This window comes from Streptomyces sp. Tek67B01 (genome assembly GCF_055231995.1).
Window position 1 is genome coordinate 385,976 of record NZ_JBUYUY010000001.1, and the last position, 18,652, is coordinate 404,627.

Below are 18,652 nucleotides of genomic sequence, written 5' to 3' on the forward strand. Positions count from 1 at the left end.
CCGGGACGCTGTTCGCCCTGGCGCTGCCGGCATACGTGGGACTGCTCGTCGCCCGCCGCAGCCGGCCCTCCCGGGCGGCAGCGTGAACGATATCGCGGATGCGGAGAATGAGACCTGACCGGCCGTCAACCATCTGGTTCGGTTTCGTACTTCGCGTGGGTGGTGTCACCCCCCTGAGCACCCCTCGGCGATCCGGCCCACCTGCGCCGGCAACATCCGGCCCCGGCCCGGAACGATCGGATTAAGGGCGGCGAGCGCGGGAACAGCGGCCCGCCTCCACTGTGCGCACCGCCCGCCAATCCATCAGCGGGCGCACGACGGGCAGCAGCGCCACGTCGTCGGCGGATTCCCGTCCAGTTGGCTCAAGAAGTAGAACTTGACGGGGAAGCAGCTGCGGACTTTGCTGTGCTGCCCGGGGCGCCGCTCCCTCCTGGCTGCCCATAATTCGGCGGTGACGGACTAGGGCCGTGTCAAGAGCATTGACAGAAGATGAACACAACCGGACGCTGAGAGCGCTTCCAGGCTTCAATGCATCTACCCATGTCCGGCCGCCTCTCCAACGGCAGCCGCCCACGCAAGGAGGTAGAGAGTGTTCCGCTTATCCAAAGTGCTCGGCTTCGGTGTCTCGGCGATGGTGGCCGCCGCCGGTTTCATGTTCATCGGGCCGTCATCGTCCGCAGAGGCCGTGTCGGCGACCATCCCGCTCACGATCAGGAACACCTCGGGCCGCAGCGAGCCGGTCTACGTCTACAACCTCGGTACCCTGCTCGCGACGGGCCAGCAGGGTTGGGCCGACGTCAACGGCACGTTCCACCCATGGCCCGTTGGGGGCACCCTGCCGACCCCCGCGCCCGACGCGTCGATCGAGGGGCCGGCCAACGGTCAGACGCGGACGATCCGGATGCCCAAGTTCTCCGGACGCGTCTACTTCTCCATCGGCCAAAAAATCGTCTTCAAGGTCAGTACCGGCGGCCTGGTGCAGCCTGCCGTGCAAAATCCCACCGACCCCAACCGGGGCATCCTGTTCAACTGGTCCGAGTACACGCTCAATGACGCCGGACTGTGGATCAACAGCACCCAGGTCGACATGTTCTCCGCCCCCTACGCGGTGGGCGTGAAGGCGGCCAACGGCACGGTCAGCACCACCGGCCGGCTCAAGCCGGGCGGATACAACGCCGTCTTCAGCCGGCTGCGTTCGGCCGGCTGGGGCGGATTGATCCAGAGCCGCCCCGACGGCACGCCGGTGCGGGCACTCTCACCCGGTCACGGCATCGAGGCGGGCGGAATCCCGGCTGACGTCATGAACGACTACATCAACCGAGTCTGGAGCAAGTACAGCGCGTCCACGCTCACCGTGACGCCGTTCGTGAACGAACCGAATACCAAGTACTACGGACATGTCTCGGGCAACGTCATGAACTTCACCAACAGCTCGGGAGTGGTGGTCACCAGCTTCCAGAAGCCTGACTCCGACAGCGTCTTCGGCTGTTACAAACTCCTGGACGCACCGAACGACACTGTCCGCGGTCCGATCTCCCGCACCCTGTGCGCAGGCTTCAACCGGTCGACGCTCCTGACGAACCCGAACCAACCCGACGCGAACGGGACCGACTTCTACCGCGACGCCGTCTCCAACCACTACTCCCGCATCATCCACGAACAGATGGTCGACGGTAAGGCGTACGGCTTCGCCTTCGACGACGTGGGCGCTCACGAGTCGCTGCTGCACGACGGCAACCCGCAAGAAGCCTTCATGACGCTGGAACCGTTCAACTAAGGGATTGCAGAAAAGGTTCTTGCTTCCCGACTTGGGGCTCGTTGGTCTGCTGCTGGACGAGACCCGTGACCGACTCGGCGCAAAGTTACCGGTGTTGTTCCCGTATTCGGACGAGCGGCGGCGACGGCTGTTGATGGAAACCGAGGCCCGTCCGCCGGGGCATGGCGGCATCCGCGCTGTCGCTCGGGGAGCGCAGGTCAGTGAGACGACGGTCCGCAAGGGTGTATCCGAGTCGGAATCCGGAGGAGAGGGGCCGTTGGGGCGGATCCGGCGTCCCGGCCGGCCCGTATGATCGCGGCGGAGCCGGTCCGGGTCGGGCACCGGATCAGCGCCGACACCGTGGGCGACCTGCTGCGGGAAGGAGGCTTCAGTCTTCAGGCCAACGCGAAGACACTCGAGGCCAGTCGGCATCCGGACCGGGACGCCCAGTTCCGTTGGACAAAGGCCGTCCCGTATGGGATCTACGATCTGAACACGAACACCGGCTGGGTCAACGTCGGTACCGATTACGACACCGCCGCGTTCGCCGTGGAATCCATCCGCCGCTGGTGGCTCGGTCAGGGCCAGGCTGCCTGCCCCCAGACGACACAGCTGCTGATCACCGCCGACGCCGTCGCATCCAACGGCTACCGCACCCGGGCCCGTGACCGGCTGCGGCTCCAACTGGCCTGCCCGGTGTGGACCTGGCATTTACCGTTCAGCGTACGGACCTTGCTTTCGGCGCCGATGAACGAAGCCGGGACGGATCGGACCACCTTCCTGGAGCGATGCTCGACACCGCTGACATCGCGGTTTTCCCCGGCCTGGAGCCGGCAGGGCCCACCACCAATGCCACGGACTGACCGCCCCTGGGGAGCCCTCTACGACGAACAACTGCCCAACGGCTAACCGAGACTGAGGCCGTCTCCGACAAGCTGAGGGCGAAGATCGGGACGGTACTCGTGATCGTGGACCAGCCGGCCCGCACCGGCGCCCTACCCCTCACCGTGACTGCGGGTGAACGGTGGTTCCACATCGGCTGAACGTCAGGCCGATGTTGCGGTGGCCAACCCGCGCCACCCGTCAGGGGTATCGCGGACCGCTCCCGGCGAGTGGGAGGGTAGGCGCGTGATGAAGCGACGGGAGACGCAGACAGGGACCGGTAGTTGCAGTTCAGACCAGGGGGCGCTGGGGCGCCGTAGATTCCTGACGGCACTGGGCACCGCCGCCACCACCGTGGCCATGGGCGTTCCCGCGTACGCCTCCGGCGCAGCGCGCGACGGCGGCACCGCTGACGAGTACGTCGACGTACAACTGCTCAGCATCACGGACCTGCACGGGTATCTCCAGGGCGCGCCCGCCGGGTACTCCGTCATCCACGGCAATGGCGGTAAGAGCTATACGGTCGGTGGCGTCTCCTACATGGCCGCCCACCTCGAGCGGCTCCGCGACGGGCACCTGAACTCCATCTTCTTCGCGCCCGGAGACCTCTTCTCGGGGTGGGAGTTCGATGCGTGCGCCTTCGCCGACGAGCCGACCATCGAGGCCCTCAACCGCATGGGCCTGGCCTTCGCCACAGCGGGCAACCACGAGTTCGACAAGTCGCCCGGCATGATCCGACTGCACATGGAGAAAGGTGTTCCGTTCCCTGTGGCGGGCCGGGACACCTCCTTCCCCGACTCCTCGGGCCGTGTCTTCCACGGCGCCGACTTCCCGTACTACAGCGCGAACACCACCTGGACAGCCTCGGGGCTGAACGTCCTGCCGCCGTACAACATCGAGTGGGTGCGCACCCCCGGCGGCGGGAAGCTCCCCATCGGTTTCATCCACCTCACCGCCCTCGGTACCGAGTCGTTCCCCGGGTCCTTCCAGCCGGGCATCTCCACCCTGGAGGAGATCGCCACCGCCAACCGCTACGCGGCGGAGCTCAAAAAGCTCGGGGTCAACGCGATCGTCCTCAGCATGCACGACGGCGCCGTGGCGGGCGGTGACTTCAACAGCGGCGTCGACCCCTCCGGCCCCGCCTTCGACCTCGCACTCCGTGTCTCCCCGGACATCGACGCGATCGTCACCGGCCACTGGCACAAGCGCTTCAACATGATGGTTCCCGACCCGAACGGTGTCCCACGGCCTTTCGTCGAGGCGGGGTGCTATGGGCAGGTCATCAACGAGATCAACCTGCGGCTCGACCCGAGCACCGGCAAGGTGATCCGCCGGCTCACCACCTCCACCAACCACCCCAACAGTCACGACATCACCCCGCATCAGGGGCTCACCCAACTCACCCGCTTCTGGGCGGGGCAGGCATCCAAGCGCGATCGCAGCCGGATCGGGCGGCAGACGGGCTCCTTCCTGCGCACCCGGAACACGGCCGGGGAAAGCACCATGGGCGACTTGGCCGCCGACTGGGCGCTGTGGGCGGGCGGCAGGCCGACCGACCCCGCCAACGACGCCAACATCCACCCCAACGCTCCGGCCGAGCTCGCCGTCGTCGCCGTCGCACCCAGCGCCGGCGTGGCGATCATCGCGGGCGATCTGGTGTACGACGCCTCCTCCGACGGTGCGATGACCTTCGGCCAGGCATGGCGGGCCGTAGGGTTCGGCGACCCGGTCGTCGCGGCGTGGGTCAGCGGACAGCAGATCCACGACGCCTTGGAACAGCAGTGGACGCTCACGCCGACCGGAGAACTGCGCTTCGCGCCGCTCGCCGTCTCCCACAACGTGCGCTACAGCTTCGACGCGCTCGGCGCCCCGGGCGACCGAGTAGCGCCCACAGACATCCTGATCGACGGCCGCCGGCTCGACCTCGCCCGGAGGTACCGGCTGGCGGCCCCTTCCTACACCTTCCTCGGCTCCGACGGCTACCCGGCCTTCTCCGGCTTCCAAGAGCCCTACCGCCACCAACGCGACTTCGAAAGCTTCATCGCATTCATCCGCGACCGGCAGTCCCTCTCACCCCAGCCGACGGACCGGGTCACCGTGAAGCACTCGACAGCGGCAGCCGCGGACCCGGGAACCGTCGTGGACCCCGTGCGGCCCCTGTTGGCCGACGGCACCCCCATGCCACGCGCCGAAGCCGCCCTCCTCACTGCCGCCAGGCCCCTGACAACCGCCCGCCCCGGAGCGGACGTCTTCCGACCACCGTGCTGAATCGGGAGATCTCGTCGAGTGGCAGTCCGAGCCCCCAGACCACATAGAACTGCCGCCACACTGCGGCAGAACGAACTCCCGCCGCCGCCGACTGCGGGGGCGGGGCAGCCTCGACCGAGCGGTACTCGACGCGCCGAGAGCCCCCTTGCCACGGCACGCAACCGAGCCGCCCTGCGCAGCACAAGGCTGGAACGGCAACCGCCGGCTGATCAGCACCGCCCTCACCACCGATCGCCCGGACCGGAACCGGCTCTCGTTGGATCGCACAGTCACACATCGTGACCTGCGGTGATGCCGCTCCTTACCGGTCGGCCTCGCGGGGGTTATGGTCGTCCGGTCACGGACGGCAATCGGCCGTCTGTTCAACCCAGGGGAAGCGCCATGACTGATCTGAACTCGCTTCGGGCAAGCCTTGCGTCGGGTGAGCACGAGTTCGCCAACACCTTGGCCTTCGTCGCCGCGCACTACGAGTACCAGCCGCAGGCGTTCCGCAACGGGGGTCTGGAGAATGCCGCAGGTGAGAACGAGGGTTCCTGCAAGACGCTGGGACTGGCCCTGCTGGAAGGGCTGAGCGATCAGGAAGCGCTGCTGGCATTCGGTGAGCACTATCGCAGCGTGCTGGCGACGCCGAACGACACTGATCACGGCAACATCCGCAACCTCATGGCCCATGGCCTGGCAGGGGTGAGCTTCGCCGGGCAACCACTGACCCGCAAGAGCTGAACATCGACGGCACGGTCAGCAGGGTGAGTCCGGCCTACGCGGGACGCGCCCGAGCTACGACGAGCTACTCGCGTACCGCGGGCCCGTCTCCGCGAAGGGGGTCTCGGGCTCACGCACGGAGCATGTCCACCCCGGCAAGCTGCTGGAGGAGTACGTCCGCCGGATGGGGCTGACGGGCCGCTTCGCCGAGATGCTGCCGCAGCGGGCCCGCCGGCTGTGGGTGCGCCTGCGGCACTTGCTCGGGCAGATCCGCCAGGACAGGAGATGGCTGGCCTCAGGCCGCCGCCCGGCAGCTGCGGGCCATCGCATCGGTAACGGCCGGCCTCCCGGCATGGTGTCGTCGGCCCCTGCTCAGGGGCGGGCGCGCAGTCCTTGCCCATCCGGTGGCGGGGCGCCGGTGATGTTGGTGACGAGGTCGGTACACAGGTCGCGGAGTTTGACGTTGCGGTGCTGGGAGGCGGTGCGCAGGATCGCGAAGGCTTCCTCCGCGCCGCAGCGCTGCTGGCCCATGATGATTCCGGTGGCCTGGTCGATGACGCTGCGGGACGTGAGGGCCGTCTGTAGGTCGGCGGTGAAGGCGCGGGCGTCGGCGATGCGCTGGGCCAGGGCGATGCCTCCCGTTGCCTGGGCTGCGAGGCTGCGCAGGTCCGTGAGGTCGGCGTCGGTGACGGCGTCCGGCTTGCCCGCGTAGATGTTCAGGGCGCCGGCGGTGTCGGTGTGTGCGGCGATGGGTAGCGACATCGAGGATCGTGTGCCGAGGGCGGCGGCGTAGGCGGGGTAGGAGCCCCAGCGCGTTTCGCCGAGCATGTCGGCCACCGGCACCTCCTCGCCCGCGCGCAGGGCTTGCAGGCAGGGCCCGTCGTCCTGTCCGTACTGTGCTTCGTCGAGTTCGGGGGCGTTCTGGCCGGCGCTGACGACGGTGATGGGGCGGCTTTGGCGCTCCAGGGTGATACCGCAGCCTTCAGCCGCCGGCACCAGTGCCAGAGCAGCGTCGGCCAGGCTCTGAAGGAAGCTGTCGAGGGAATCGGTGTCCAGCAGGATCGAGGTCACATCCGGCAGACCGGGGGTGGGAGCGATGGACATGATCGTTTTCCCTTCGGAGCTGAGCCCGCAGATGGTCGACGTCGACGTCGGGTGCCGCCGGAGGTCTGCGGAGTCCAACCCGAAGGGACACCTCCAGCGCGAGCGGCCATCAGCGCCCCCAGGGGGCGTGGAAGGTGACAGCCTCTGACTTCCACTATGCGCCTCGAAATCGCCCCCTAATCGCCCCGTGATCCCCCTCCTCCCCCGGATGCGGTGGGGCGGCCTGCCGGGACGGACGGGTCCGGCTCGGCTCGGCTCGGCTCGGCTTACTGGCAGAATGAGCGGTGGGTCAGGAAGCGGCCTCTCGCTTTGTGCTGCTTCCACGGAGACACAGTTGTCCGCTTCGCCCCACAGCCGCCGTCTCGACGGCCACCGCCCGGCCATCGCACACCGGGAGTCCATCGGCTTCGACACCGAAACCTCAGACGGCAAGGCCGCCGAATGAGCGTTCCTGACGAGCTGCCTGTTTTGTTGGTGACAACCAGACCGTTTCCGCTGGATGCCGACGGCGCGAAGATCGGCCTCTCCTTGGCTGTCGTCACCGTATCCGGCCGCCTGGACCACACCGTCGGCTGGAAGCTGCGCGGTGTGATCAGCGATTGCCTGTTACAAGACGTGACCGCGCTCGTGCTGGATCTGAGCGCCCTGGATGCCTGCGACGACGCCGGCCTGAACGTCCTCAGTGGGGCTGCCACCAGCACCGCTGCCATCGGCGGCGTTCTGTACCTGGCTGCCGTTCCCGAGTATCTGCGACCCCGGCTGACGGCCATTCTCCCGCACGAGTCGTTGCCCCTGTACGCCGATGTGGATGCGGCTGTTGCCGCCGCCCAGGCGAAGGACGCGGACGGTGCACGGTAGATGACCCTGGCCTGGCCAGCCAGCCTCCGGCACGCCCTGCCCGCCCGCGACAGACCCTGGCACTGCCGCGCCGAACGCCTACGCCTGTGGTGACGTCCCGAGGTCGAACCTGCCGGCGACGTCCGCGGGGGCTGGTGCCTCGGTAGCCGCATCACCGCTACGACGCATGAAGTCGATGTCGATGGTGATCGGCGCCAAATTTCAGCTGCACCTGCGTCTGTGCCTCTTGGGCGTCGCGTCGCAACCAGCATCGGCCCGCACCCTCATTGCGATGTGACTCACGTCACATGCAGCTCCTGTCAGGAATCGAGCCGCTGTTCCGCTCAAGTCACCGGTAGCAAGCCAACCGACAAGGAGCAGCTCATGAAGCACCGCATCGTCGTCCTCGGCGCCGGATATGCCGGGTGCTACGCGGCCGGGACCCTGGCACGTCGGCTGTCCCCGGCGGACATCGAGATCACCGTGGTCAACGCCGAGCCGGACTTCGTCCAGCGGCTGCGGTTGCACCAGCTCGCCGCCGGCCAGGAGATCGAGGCTCCGCAGCTCGCCGAGGTCTTCGCGGGCACGGGAATCCGGCTGCGCGTGGCCCGCGTCACCGGCGTCGACGCCGATCGCCGGGTCGTCACTGTGGCCGGCGCCGAGGGCGGCGATGAGCTCGGATACGACACGCTTGTCTGCGCGCTCGGCAGTCACGGCGCCGACGGCGGTGTCCCCGGCGTGGCCGAGCACGCCTTCGACGTCGCCGCCCGGCCCGCGGCGCTGCGCCTGCGCGAGCGCCTCGACGGCCTGGGCGGGCGGGACGAGGGCAGGAGCGGGAGCGGGAGCGTCCTGGTCGTCGGCGACGGATTGACCGGCATCGAGACCGCCACCGAGATCGCCGAGTCCCGGCCCGGTCTTTCGGTGACGCTGGTCGCCCGGGGCGAGCTGGGTGCCCCGCTCTCCGCCGGAGCCCGCGGCCACCTGCGCCAGGCCTGCGACCGGCTGGGCGTCACGGTCCTTGAACACACCGAGGTCGCGGCCGTGGAAGCGGCGCGGGTGTTGTGTGCCGACGGCAACGTCCTGACGTCCGACGCGACTGTGTGGACGGCAGGGTTCGCGGTAAGCCCCCTCGCTGCCGCCGGCGGACTGCAAGTCACCGAGAACGGGCGGATCGTCGTCGATCGCACCATGCGGTCGCTCTCGCACCCGAACGTCTACGCCATCGGTGACAGCGCCTACGCCATCGGCGACAACGACCGGCCGCTGCCGATGTCCTGTGCTTCGGCCGGCTACACCGGCATGCAGGCCACGGCCGCGATCGTGGGACACCTGACCGGCCGCGCGATCGCGAACACCAAGCTGGAGTACGTGGGCAACCACATCAGCCTCGGACGGCGGGACGGGATCCTGCAGATGGTCGACGGCCAAGGGCGGGCCAAACCCGGTTACATGGGCGGCCGGAGGGCCGCGCGGATCAAGGCGGCCATCCTCAAGATGTCGCTGTGGGCAAACGCGCACCCGACCTTCGGCCTGCCCAAGCGCAAGCTCCACCTGGCCGCCGCCACCATGCCCTCCCCCCTGGACGCCTCCGCCGAGAAGGCGGTCGCGTAGTCGATCAAGATCCACTTAGGGTGACCCGCATGGACAGCACCGCCATCGATAGCTTCGACACCAGTCGCTTCGAGGCCGGCCGCAACCGGCTGGCCTCGCTGGCGTACCGCCTGCTGGGCTCCGCCGCCGACGCCGAGGACGCGGTGCAGGACGCGTTCTTTCACTGGCAGGCCGCGGACCGGCAGCAGATCAAGGTGCCCGAAGCGTGGCTGACCAAGGTCGTCACCAACCTGTGCCTCGACCGGCTCCGCTCGGCACAAGCCCGCCGCGAACGCACCGCCGGCGCCTGGCTTCCCGAACCGCTCCTCGACGGCGACCCGATGCTCGGCCCGGCCGACACGTTCGAGCAGCGCGAATCGGTCTCCCTGGCCGTTCTGACTCTCGTGGAGCGCCTCTCCCCGCTCGAACGGGCCGTCTACGTCCTGCGCGAAGCGTTCTCCTACAGCCATGCCGAGATCGCCGAGATCCTCGACATCACCGAGTCCGCAAGCCAGCAGCACCTTCACCGGGGACGGCGCCACATCACCGCCGCGCGCCGCGGCGGCGGCGAAGTCGACCCGGCGTCCGCCCGCGGGATCGTCGAGGAATTCCTCGCCGCTGCCGTCTCTGGCCGCACCGAACGGTTGGTGGCGCTGCTCACCGACGACGCGACCGCGATCTCCGACGGCGCGGGGGGCCTGGCCAAGATCCTGCTGCGGTACGACACCCCGCAGCGCATCGCCTCCGTCGTACGGGCCGGCTTCAAACCCACCCCCGCGAAACGGCGACTGGTCGGCGGCACGCCGGCCATTCACTACGCGGTCGTCAACGGTGCCCCCGCCATCCTCTTCGTGGTCGGCGACCAGGTCATGGGCTCCATGACGTTCGACATCGCGGACGGCAAGATCGCCACCGTGCGCGGCATCGCCGCCCCCGCCCGCCTCGCCCGCCTCACCCACGCCTGGCGTCGACACGAACCGGACACGCCGCTCATCGCCGGGTGGTGACCGGGCGCCGACCACGGCCACGCACAGATCCCCACGTTTCAGAGGTGGTCGTGAGCCACCCATTCCCAGCCCCCGACCCACCAGTCCCGGACACCGCCTCCTCGCAGTGGCACAGGCACCGCCCGTGAACGCCGTGCCGAAACACCGAGCCCTACCGGCCGCGCCCCACACCCTTGGCAGGCGCAGGCTCCGGCGGCGCGGGGGCCGTTTCGGACTGCGGTTCACGGCGGGGCGCGAGGCGAACCACGAGGGACGGGCGGCCCGTTGGTGTGGTGCGGCCATCCGGTGTCGTGAGGGCCTGGACCTCGATGTCGTTGCCGTGGTTGGCGAGGGCGACCGGGCAGACGTCGGCGGGGCCGCCGCTGACGGCAGCCCCGTGGGAGCGCGCTGCTAGGGGGCGAGGACGTCCAGCTCCTCCAGGGCCCCGAGGGCGATCTGCCGCGTCAGCGCCTCCGCGCGTTCCGCGTCCCCCTCCCGCACCGCCTCGGCGACCCGTACGTGCAGGGTGACCGCGGCCGGGTCGGGGTCGTGGAACATCACGGAGTGCTCGGTGCGCCCGGTGAGCACCTCGGCGACGACGTCGCCCAGGCGGGCGAACATCTCGTTCCCGGAGGCGTTCAGCACCGTGCGGTGGAAGGCGATGTCGTGGCGGAGGTAACCCTCCAGCTGGTGGCCGCGCGAGGTGCGGACCATGCCGAGGGCGGCCTCGGTGAGTTGCGCGCACTGCTCGGGGGTGGCCCGGGCAGCCGCCAGGCCCGCCGCGACCGGTTCGACGGCCGAACGGAGCACCGTCAGGGAGCGCAGTTGGCGGGGGCGGTCGGTGCCGGCGAGCCGCCAGCGGATGACCCGCGGGTCGTAGACGTTCCACTCCTCGTCGGGGCGCACGGTGACGCCCACCCTGCGGCGGGACTCGACGAGCTGCATCGACTCCAGGACGCGGACCACTTCGCGGACGACGGTGCGGGATGCCTCGAAGCGCCCGGCGATCTCGTCCGTGCGCAGCACGCTGCCGGGCGGGTACTCCCCCGCCGTGATCGCGAGGCCGAGAGTGTCCAGCACCTGGGCGTGGAGTCCTGGTCCCGGACTGCCTTCGGTCGTCATGGCGTAAGCGTACGGTGACGAGCCAGCGAACAAATGGTGTGATGTTTTGGCGACGGACCCTTGAATAAGTAGTACTTAATGCGGTTCAGTGGTCTCCCACCGGGCCTCCCCCTCCCGGTCCGATGTCAACGAGGACAGCGAGGTACGACGTGAGTTCCCAGCGCGTCATTGTGGTGATGGGCGTGGCCGGCACGGGCAAGACGACCGTGGGCCGACTGCTCGCGGAGGCCCTCGGCCTTCCGTACGCGGAGGGCGACGCCTTCCATCCGGCCGCCAACGTGGCCAAGATGTCGGCCGGAGTCCCGCTCGACGACGCCGACCGGCGCCCCTGGCTGGACGCGATCGGCGAGTGGATCCATCACCGGGCGGGACAAGGCGGTGGTGTGGTCGCCGCCTCCTGCCTCAAGCGGGCCTACCGGGACCGGCTGCGCGCCACCGCCCCGCACGCGGTCTTCGTCCACCTGTCCGGCGACCGGCCGTTGATCGAGAGGCGGATGACGGACCGCAAGGGGCACTTCATGCCCCCCTCCCTGCTCGACTCCCAGTTCACGGCGCTCGAACCGCTCCAGGCGGACGAGACCGGCGCCGCCGTCGACGTCACCGGCACCCCCGAAGAGATCACCGAACGGGCCCTGGCCGCCCTGCGCGACCTCGGCGTCGCTTCCTAGGACTCCCTCGGCCTGCCCCGCCCCACTCCCCGACGATCACGCCCCGAGAGGAAGCACCACCGTGACCGGTCTCAGCGTCGAGACTCTCCTGCCCCTGCCCCTGCCCCTGCCCCTGGCCGCGGCGGCCCCCGACCCCATCACCTCGGCCGGCAACGTCCAACTGGGCATCGCCGTCATCGCGGGCATCGCCGTCATCGTCCTGCTCATCACCCGACTCAAGATGCACGCCTTCCTGGCATTGACGCTGGGCTCCCTGGCCCTCGGGTGCTTCGCGGGCGCCCCGCTGAACAAGACCATCGCCAGTTTCACAGCGGGTCTCGGTACCACGGTCGCGGGCGTCGGCGTCCTCATCGCGCTCGGCGCGATCCTGGGGAGGCTGCTGGCCGACTCCGGCGGCGCCGATCAGATCGTCGACACGATCCTGGCCCGGGCCAAGGGTCGGGCCATGCCCTGGGCCATGGTGCTGATCGCCTCGGTGATCGGGCTGCCGCTGTTCTTCGAGGTCGGCATCGTGCTGCTGATCCCCGTGGTGCTCTTGGTCGCCAAGCGCGGCAACTACTCCCTGATGCGGATCGGCATCCCGGCGCTGGCCGGCCTGTCGGTGATGCACGGGCTGATCCCGCCGCACCCCGGGCCGCTCGTCGCCATCGACGCCTTGCACGCGAACCTGGGGATCACGCTCGCCCTCGGCGTGGTCGTCGCCATCCCGACCGTGATCATCGCCGGGCCCCTGTTCTCCCGGTACGCGGCCCGCTGGGTGGACATCCCGGCTCCGGACCGCATGATCCCCGAGCGCCCCTCGGCGCAGTCGCAGCGTCGCCCCTCGTTCGGCGCCTCCCTCTTCACCGTGCTGCTGCCGGTGGCCCTGATGCTGGTGAAGGCCCTGGTCGACATCGTCGTCGACGACCCCGCCAACGGGGTGCAGAAGGTGACCGACGTGGCGGGTTCCCCGTTGATCGCCCTCCTCGCCGCCGTGCTGGTGGGCATGGTCACGCTCGGCCGGCCGGCCGGGTTCACCCGGGCGCGGCTCTCGGTCACGGTGGAGAAGTCCCTTGCCCCGATCGCCGGCATCCTGCTGATCGTGGGTGCGGGCGGCGGCTTCAAGCAGACCCTGATCGACGCCGGCGTGGGCAGGATGATCCTCGACCTGTCGCAGAGCTGGTCCATACCGGCCCTGCTGCTGGGCTGGCTGATCGCGGTGGCCATCCGCCTGGCGACCGGTTCGGCCACGGTCGCCACCATCTCGGCGGCGGGCCTGGTGGCTCCTCTCGCCGCAGGCATGTCCACCACCGAAACCGCGTTGCTGGTGCTTTCGGTCGGGGCGGGCTCACTGTTCTTCAGCCACGTCAACGACGCCGGGTTCTGGCTGGTGAAGGAGTACTTCGGGATGACCGTCGGCCAGACCCTCAAGACCTGGTCGGTGATGGAGACCATCATCTCGGTGTGCGGTCTCGGCTTCGTCATGCTGCTGTCACTCGTCCTCTGAACCGGGCCCCCCGCCCGCGTCCCCGGCCCCCGGCGCCTCAGTGGCGCCGGGGGCCGGCGCCGTCCAGTCGGGCGACGGCCGGGCCGAAACCGTCGGCGGCGGTGGCAGGGTCTCGCCGGGCGCGGACAGCGGTAGGAGTCGGGTGGCCGTCACCGGGCCCTCGATGGCGGCGGCCCCCGGCTCGGGGCGGGCGGACCAGGCGGGTCCGGGGGTCCGCGGGGATGCGGGGATGCGGAAGTCAGCCGGGGAGGCGACGGTCACCAGGTGGGTGACTACGTAGGCGGCGGTGAACTCCCGGTCGCGGCCGAGGTCCATGGCGGTGAGGGCGCCCATCCGGTGTTCGACGAGGGCCAGTTCGGCGCCGGACGAGATCGGGGCGCGAACCCCCCGGGCCCTCACCCACATCTGCGCACGCTCAGTGGTCGGCTCCGAAAATCCTTCTGGGGTTGACTGTGGAGCCTGTGTCGTGGGTGGTGCGGGCGGTCAAAGGCTGGGGGCGGTGAGGTAGAGGCCGCAGGCGCAGTCGAGGGCGTCTTCGGGTGCCGGCGAAGTCGCTGGGGGTGGGCAGGATGGCGTCTTGCTACGCATCGGTGCTCGCGAGGGAGAGGGCGAGGCCTCAGGTACTGACGGAACCGCCGCCGCGCAGACGCATCCGTTCGCCGTCATTCAATCGAGGCGTTTGACAGCGAACCCAGTCGTTCAGGCTTCCTTGTCAGCGACGTTGGTCGCTCTTCGCCCGATGCCTTTCTTCCTGGTCGGGGTTCCGTCCGGGGCGAATGAGTGACGGAAGGTGAAGGCGTGCGGCGCGGAGCCGTGGTCGTGGACGTGTTCCAGCCTGGAAACCCCGTCCTGCCAGGTGGGTATCACGCCGTCGGAGACCCACCAGCACACGTAATTCGGGTGTCCTGTCCTCTCGAACCAGTCGTAACGCCTGTTCAGCGCCTCACGGTGCAGACCGGTGTAGATGGCGTCGACGGCGGGGCGCAGGTCGGTCCAGAGTGAGAGTGTCGCGGCCAGGGCGGTGGTTTCCACCATACGGCCCTTGCCGTACCAGCTCGGTACGGCGAACTCTCCCCATGCGCCCCAGTCCGCCTCGAAGATCATGCCCCGATCACCGTCTGCCGCTTCGGCACGCCCGAGGTATCCGGGGTGCTGACTGATCTTCCGGTAGACGGCCTCACCAATGTCGTAGAACTCGCGCGTGAGAGGTGCGGGATCGGCGAGTGGTGACTTCAGGACGCCGAATGTGTACAGAGCAAGATGGTGCATGCGTCTCTCCGTGGTTGGGGCCGCCTGCGCGGAGCCGGCTCGGTGGCTTACGCATGGGGGCGAGGGTTCCTGGGGCATGACCGCCTCGTCCCGTCGAGGGTGGCTCAGCCTGAAGGAACTCCTGCGCGACCTTGGGCGATCGCCGAAGACCAAGTGAAGGTAGCTGCCTCTGCGGGCCATGTCGAAGTTGCGTTTTGCCTGTCCAAGTGGCCTCTTGTACCTGCCATTTGCGAGGGCCGGGCCTGTGACGGGCAGGACAGGCTGCGGCCCCACGTCGAGGAACTCGCGTACGGGACGCGGTGCGGCTGTCCGGCCATGCAAGCGAGTGCGGGAGGCGCTTCGTACCCGTGTTGGCGTGACCGCCTTGTTTTGACGGCACCCGAGGGCTTGCGGTGCGAGGCGACCGCCGCTCCAGCCTCGGCCGGCGGCATCGGCGACTTCCTCTCTCCCTCCTTCGGCACGACGTGTGTCAACCGGGAACCGGGAGCAGGGGCGGACGGGACCACGCGCCAAGGCACCGCAACGCTTGGCGGGAACCTGGCCGGACTCCTCATTGGGTCACCCGCCAGCCAGTGCGGCGGCGCAGATCTTCCACATGTGCAACGAGCGATGCGGACTGTCATGGAACTCGGTATTGCAGAGCCGCTGAAACCAGCAGGGTGACGAGGCAGACGAGCACGCCGCCGGGTTCTCAGTCGGGCCGGTCAGCCGCGCTCTTTACGTGCCCAGTGCCGTTGCGGTTACCTGGAGGGCACGGATACGAGCCACGGGGGCGGGCATGGCGGGCCGGCACGGGGGATGGGGACGCGGGCTCTGGCGGACCGCGGTGGCTCTGGCAGCGCCGCCGCTGGCCGCGGCCATGGCGTTCGGGGTGGCCTGGGAGTCGGCGTACGGGTCGCTGGGCAACTGGGGGTTCTACCTCGGCGGGATGCTGCTCCCGCTGGTCCTGCTCGGCTGGCACGCCACCCTCGCCGGCCGCCGCGGCGCCTCGCTCATCGCTCTGTCCGCCCTCCCGGCCGGCCTCGGTGCCATCCTCGCACTCGCGTCCGTGGGGCACAGCGCGTTGGAGGACCGGGGCGTCGAAATCAGCTGCGTCGTGCTGAAGGTCACCGAGCACACCGAGACGGAGTCCTCCATGGATGCTCAGGGTCACTGGACCTCCACGACCCGGACCTCGTACGACCACCGCTTGGACTGCCCAACGGGCGGCCCGGAGCACTTGGACACCCCCTCGCGCCTCGCAAAGCAGGGCGAGTCCCTTGCGGTGGTGTACGACCCGCAGGGCAAGGTCTCGCCGCGGGCTGCCGGGGACATCCACGGCTGGGGCCTACGCACCGCGGCCGAGGTGGCGGTCGGAGCGGCAGTGCTGCTGGGGCTGGCCGGCGGAATCCGGGAGGCGTACGAGAAGCGGCGCCGCAGGCCGCGGCGGCCGGCGGCGTGACGACATGAGCGAACATCCCTCAGAGCGGGCCGCCGAAGTGAACGGCAGCCCGCTGGTTACCGAGGTCGAGGCGGCGGGCCGTGAACGTGCGGTAGACGCACCGCACTCTGCGCCACGGCGGCGTGGCCGCTGTCGAGAGTCATGATGCGGGTGGCGCCGTAGCGGCGGCGCACATCTGTGATCGCGTCCAGACGGCCACCGGTCAGGACCCCTCGGGCACGTCACGTCCGCACCGACATGCCTCCCGGCACTGCTTGGTGCTGCCGGCCGTCGCAGGCAGCCATCGTCACCGGTGGGGCCGTTAAGGACCCGCGAGTGGCCAAGTAGTGCGCTAGAGGTGGACCGGCACGCCGAATCCCATTGTCCTGAGTCACCGAGGGTCAACCGGTGTCGCCGAAGGTGAAAAAGGCAGGGCTCGGCAGGAGGACGAGAGCCGGGACGACGGGACGACGCACACCGCTGCGCCGTCGGTGCACCCTCCGGAGCGTGACGCCGGCACTGGCAGGGCAGGCGGAAGGGGACACCCCGCTGCCGGAGGTACGGCGGCGGGGGACGGAGCCGGTCGGTGAGCGCGGCACGGCGGCCGCCGAGGAGGAGAGGCATGATGGCAGCATGTGGGGAAGCGGGCGCTGCCGCGGCCCGGATCGAGCGCACCGCGGCCGACGTGTTCGGCTGGGAGGAGCTCAGGCCCGGGCAGCGGGCGGCGATGGAAGCCGTACTGGCCGGGCGGGACACCCTCGTCGTGATGCCGACGGGGGCCGGCAAGTCAGCCGTCTACCAGGTGGCCGCCCTCTGCCTGACCGGCCCCACGGTGGTCGTGTCTCCGCTGCTGGCCCTTCAACGCGATCAGATCGCCGGCCTGCTGCGGCACGGCGCCCCGGAGGGCGTCGCCGTCAACTCCGACCAGACGGCCGAGCAGACGTCGGCCGCCTGGGAGGCGGTACACGGAGGGGACGCCGAGTACCTCTTCCTCTCCCCCGAACAGCTGGCCAACGACGAGGTGTTGGACCAGTTGGCCGCGGCCCGGCCGGAACTGTTCGTCGTGGACGAGGCCCAATGCGTGTCGACGTGGGGACACGACTTCCGTCCGGCGTACCTGCGTCTGTCCCAGGCGATGCAGCGGGTCGGCCGCCCCACGGTGGTGGCCCTCACGGCGACGGCGGCGCCGCCAGTGCGCGAGGAGATCGTCGAGCGCCTGGGGATGCGTGAACCGGTGCTGGTGGTCGCCGGCTTCGACCGGCCGAACATCGCACTGGAGGTCCGCCGTTTCGCGGACGAGGCGGACAGGCGCCGGGCGGTGGTGGAGAGGGCCGCCGCCGAGCCCAAGCCGGGCATCGTCTACGCCGCGACCCGCAAGGACACCGAGGAGTACGCGGCGGAACTTTCCGGCATGGGCTTGACGGCCGCCGCCTACCACGCGGGCCTGCGCGCGGCGGAGCGCTCCCGCGTGCACGACGCGTTCCTGTCGTCGGAGTTGGACGTCGTCGTCGCCACGTCGGCCTTCGGGATGGGCATCGACAAGGAAGACGTCCGGTTCGTCCTGCACGCCGCGCTGCCCGGCTCGGTCGACGCCTACTACCAGGAGATCGGCCGGTCGGGGCGGGACGGCGGACCCGCCGTCGCCGTACTCCACTACCGGCCGCAGGACACCGGCATGCAGAAGTTCTTCGCCGCCCGCGGGCCGGGAGAGGACACCCTCACCGAGGTGGCGGTCCGCTTGCACGAGCACGAGGAGCCCCTGGCCCTGGACGACCTGCGCGAGGAGACCGGCCTGTCGCGCAACCGCGCAACCGCCGCGGCGAACCTCTTGGAGCAAGCGGGGGCCGCGATCACGGACGAGGACGGAGGAATCGCCCCGGCGGCCGACATGACTCCCGAGGAAGCCGCGGAGCGTGCCTCGGAAGCCGCGGAGGCCCGACGGAAACTGGAGCGGTCCCGCGTCGAGATGATCCGAGCCTACGCCGAGACCACCACGTGTCGGCGCCGCTTCCTCCTCGGCTATTTCGGCGAGGACTACGCGTCTCCCTGCGGAAACTGTGACGTCTGTGCCTCGGCCGGATCCGGGGCGGCGAGCACCGTCGAAGCCGGAGCGCGAGCGGACACCGGGCCCGCAGCCCACCCGGCGGCGGCCTCCTTCCCCACCGGGACCCGGGTGCGCCATCGCGAGTGGGGGGAGGGAATGGTACTCAGCGAGGACGGCGACAGGATCACCGCACTGTTCGACTCGATGGGCTACCGCACCCTCTCACTGGCCGCGATCAGCGAGCACGACCTCCTGGCCCCCCTCCCGGACGGGCCGGCCTGCGACGCCGCATCCAGCCGGGTCGGTGAAGGATCGCGCCGTGAGGCGGCGACCAGTGCGCAGCGGCGACCAGTGCGCCATCCGGAGTCGGAGCCGGCGCAAGGGGCATCCGAGGGCGCCCCTTCGGGTAGGCCGGAAGGAGCCCCCAGCCATGAGGGCGCGGTGCCGATAGGGCTGCCATCGAGCCGCCTGGGAAGCTTGCGTACCGCCCCGGCGCATCAGCAGAGGGAGACCTGACA

14 protein-coding genes and 2 pseudogenes are annotated in these 18,652 nt (G+C 69.7%); 12 read left to right on the plus strand and 4 right to left on the minus strand.

The annotated features are described in order from the left end of the window. Positions 1-631: 631 nt before the first annotated feature. From ACV7NM_RS01830 to ACV7NM_RS01850, 5 genes and pseudogenes are all read left to right on the plus strand, one after another. On the plus strand, positions 632-1,777 hold the full coding sequence (locus tag ACV7NM_RS01830) for a glycoside hydrolase family 64 protein (protein WP_463413802.1): 1,146 nt from the start codon (positions 632-634) through the stop codon (positions 1,775-1,777). A gap of 52 nt (positions 1,778-1,829) precedes the next feature. Then, a pseudogene (locus ACV7NM_RS01835) lies at positions 1,830-2,419 on the plus strand (ISAzo13-like element transposase-related protein); the annotation flags it as partial. Between the two features lie 125 nt (positions 2,420-2,544). Then, a pseudogene (locus tag ACV7NM_RS01840) lies at positions 2,545-2,766 on the plus strand (IS110 family transposase); the annotation flags it as partial. 121 nt (positions 2,767-2,887) lie between these two features. Continuing rightward, positions 2,888-4,906: a bifunctional metallophosphatase/5'-nucleotidase gene (locus tag ACV7NM_RS01845; RefSeq protein ID WP_463413803.1), complete on the plus strand. Its 2,019-nt coding sequence runs from the start codon at positions 2,888-2,890 to the stop codon at positions 4,904-4,906. Between the two features lie 381 nt (positions 4,907-5,287). Further along, the gene (locus ACV7NM_RS01850; protein ID WP_463408540.1) at positions 5,288-5,629 is read left to right on the plus strand and encodes a HopJ type III effector protein; all 342 of its coding nucleotides are present in this window, start codon (positions 5,288-5,290) and stop codon (positions 5,627-5,629) included. 351 nt (positions 5,630-5,980) lie between these two features. On the opposite strand, the gene ACV7NM_RS01855 is transcribed toward ACV7NM_RS01850, so the two are convergent. Beyond that, entirely contained in the window at positions 5,981-6,712 is a 732-nt protein-coding gene (locus ACV7NM_RS01855) for a GAF and ANTAR domain-containing protein (protein WP_463408541.1), read from the minus strand. Between the two features lie 441 nt (positions 6,713-7,153). On the opposite strand from ACV7NM_RS01855, the gene ACV7NM_RS01860 reads away from it, so the two are divergent. From ACV7NM_RS01860 to ACV7NM_RS01870, 3 genes are all read left to right on the plus strand, one after another. Then, complete coding sequence (locus tag ACV7NM_RS01860; protein WP_463408542.1) at positions 7,154-7,570, plus strand: STAS domain-containing protein; 417 nt, start codon at positions 7,154-7,156, stop codon at positions 7,568-7,570. A 363-nt stretch (positions 7,571-7,933) separates the two neighbouring features. Next, a complete protein-coding gene (locus tag ACV7NM_RS01865) occupies positions 7,934-9,160 on the plus strand; it encodes an NAD(P)/FAD-dependent oxidoreductase (RefSeq protein WP_463408543.1) in 1,227 nt (408 codons plus the stop codon). 29 nt (positions 9,161-9,189) lie between these two features. Further along, the gene (locus tag ACV7NM_RS01870) at positions 9,190-10,146 is read left to right on the plus strand and encodes a sigma-70 family RNA polymerase sigma factor (protein WP_463408544.1); all 957 of its coding nucleotides are present in this window, start codon (positions 9,190-9,192) and stop codon (positions 10,144-10,146) included. Positions 10,147-10,536: 390 nt separating this feature from the next. Here the strand turns inward: ACV7NM_RS01870 and ACV7NM_RS01875 are convergent, their stop codons facing one another. Further along, the gene (locus tag ACV7NM_RS01875) at positions 10,537-11,247 is read right to left on the minus strand and encodes a FadR/GntR family transcriptional regulator (protein WP_463408545.1); all 711 of its coding nucleotides are present in this window, start codon (positions 11,245-11,247) and stop codon (positions 10,537-10,539) included. A 122-nt stretch (positions 11,248-11,369) separates the two neighbouring features. On the opposite strand from ACV7NM_RS01875, the gene ACV7NM_RS01880 reads away from it, so the two are divergent. Together ACV7NM_RS01880 and ACV7NM_RS01885 are read left to right on the plus strand one after the other, a co-directional pair. After that, complete coding sequence (locus tag ACV7NM_RS01880) at positions 11,370-11,915, plus strand: gluconokinase (RefSeq protein WP_463408546.1); 546 nt, start codon at positions 11,370-11,372, stop codon at positions 11,913-11,915. Positions 11,916-11,976: 61 nt separating this feature from the next. Beyond that, positions 11,977-13,401: a GntT/GntP/DsdX family permease gene (locus tag ACV7NM_RS01885; RefSeq protein ID WP_463408547.1), complete on the plus strand. Its 1,425-nt coding sequence runs from the start codon at positions 11,977-11,979 to the stop codon at positions 13,399-13,401. Here ACV7NM_RS01885 and ACV7NM_RS01890 read toward each other — a convergent pair. Together ACV7NM_RS01890 and ACV7NM_RS01895 are read right to left on the minus strand one after the other, a co-directional pair. Then, positions 13,387-13,806 carry a hypothetical protein gene (locus ACV7NM_RS01890; RefSeq protein WP_463408548.1) on the minus strand — a complete coding sequence of 140 codons (420 nt, stop codon included), beginning with the start codon at positions 13,804-13,806 and terminating at the stop codon, positions 13,387-13,389. The genes ACV7NM_RS01885 and ACV7NM_RS01890 overlap by 15 nt on opposite strands. A gap of 294 nt (positions 13,807-14,100) precedes the next feature. Beyond that, positions 14,101-14,670 carry a DUF3291 domain-containing protein gene (locus ACV7NM_RS01895; protein ID WP_463408549.1) on the minus strand — a complete coding sequence of 190 codons (570 nt, stop codon included), beginning with the start codon at positions 14,668-14,670 and terminating at the stop codon, positions 14,101-14,103. A gap of 826 nt (positions 14,671-15,496) precedes the next feature. Between ACV7NM_RS01895 and ACV7NM_RS01900 the strand changes: the two genes are divergently transcribed. Both ACV7NM_RS01900 and ACV7NM_RS01905 read left to right on the plus strand, forming a co-directional pair. Beyond that, positions 15,497-16,111, plus strand: coding sequence for a hypothetical protein (locus ACV7NM_RS01900; protein WP_463408550.1), 615 nt, complete (start codon positions 15,497-15,499; stop codon positions 16,109-16,111). A 601-nt stretch (positions 16,112-16,712) separates the two neighbouring features. Further along, a complete protein-coding gene (locus ACV7NM_RS01905) occupies positions 16,713-18,650 on the plus strand; it encodes a RecQ family ATP-dependent DNA helicase (protein WP_463408551.1) in 1,938 nt (645 codons plus the stop codon). Positions 18,651-18,652 lie beyond the last annotated feature (2 nt).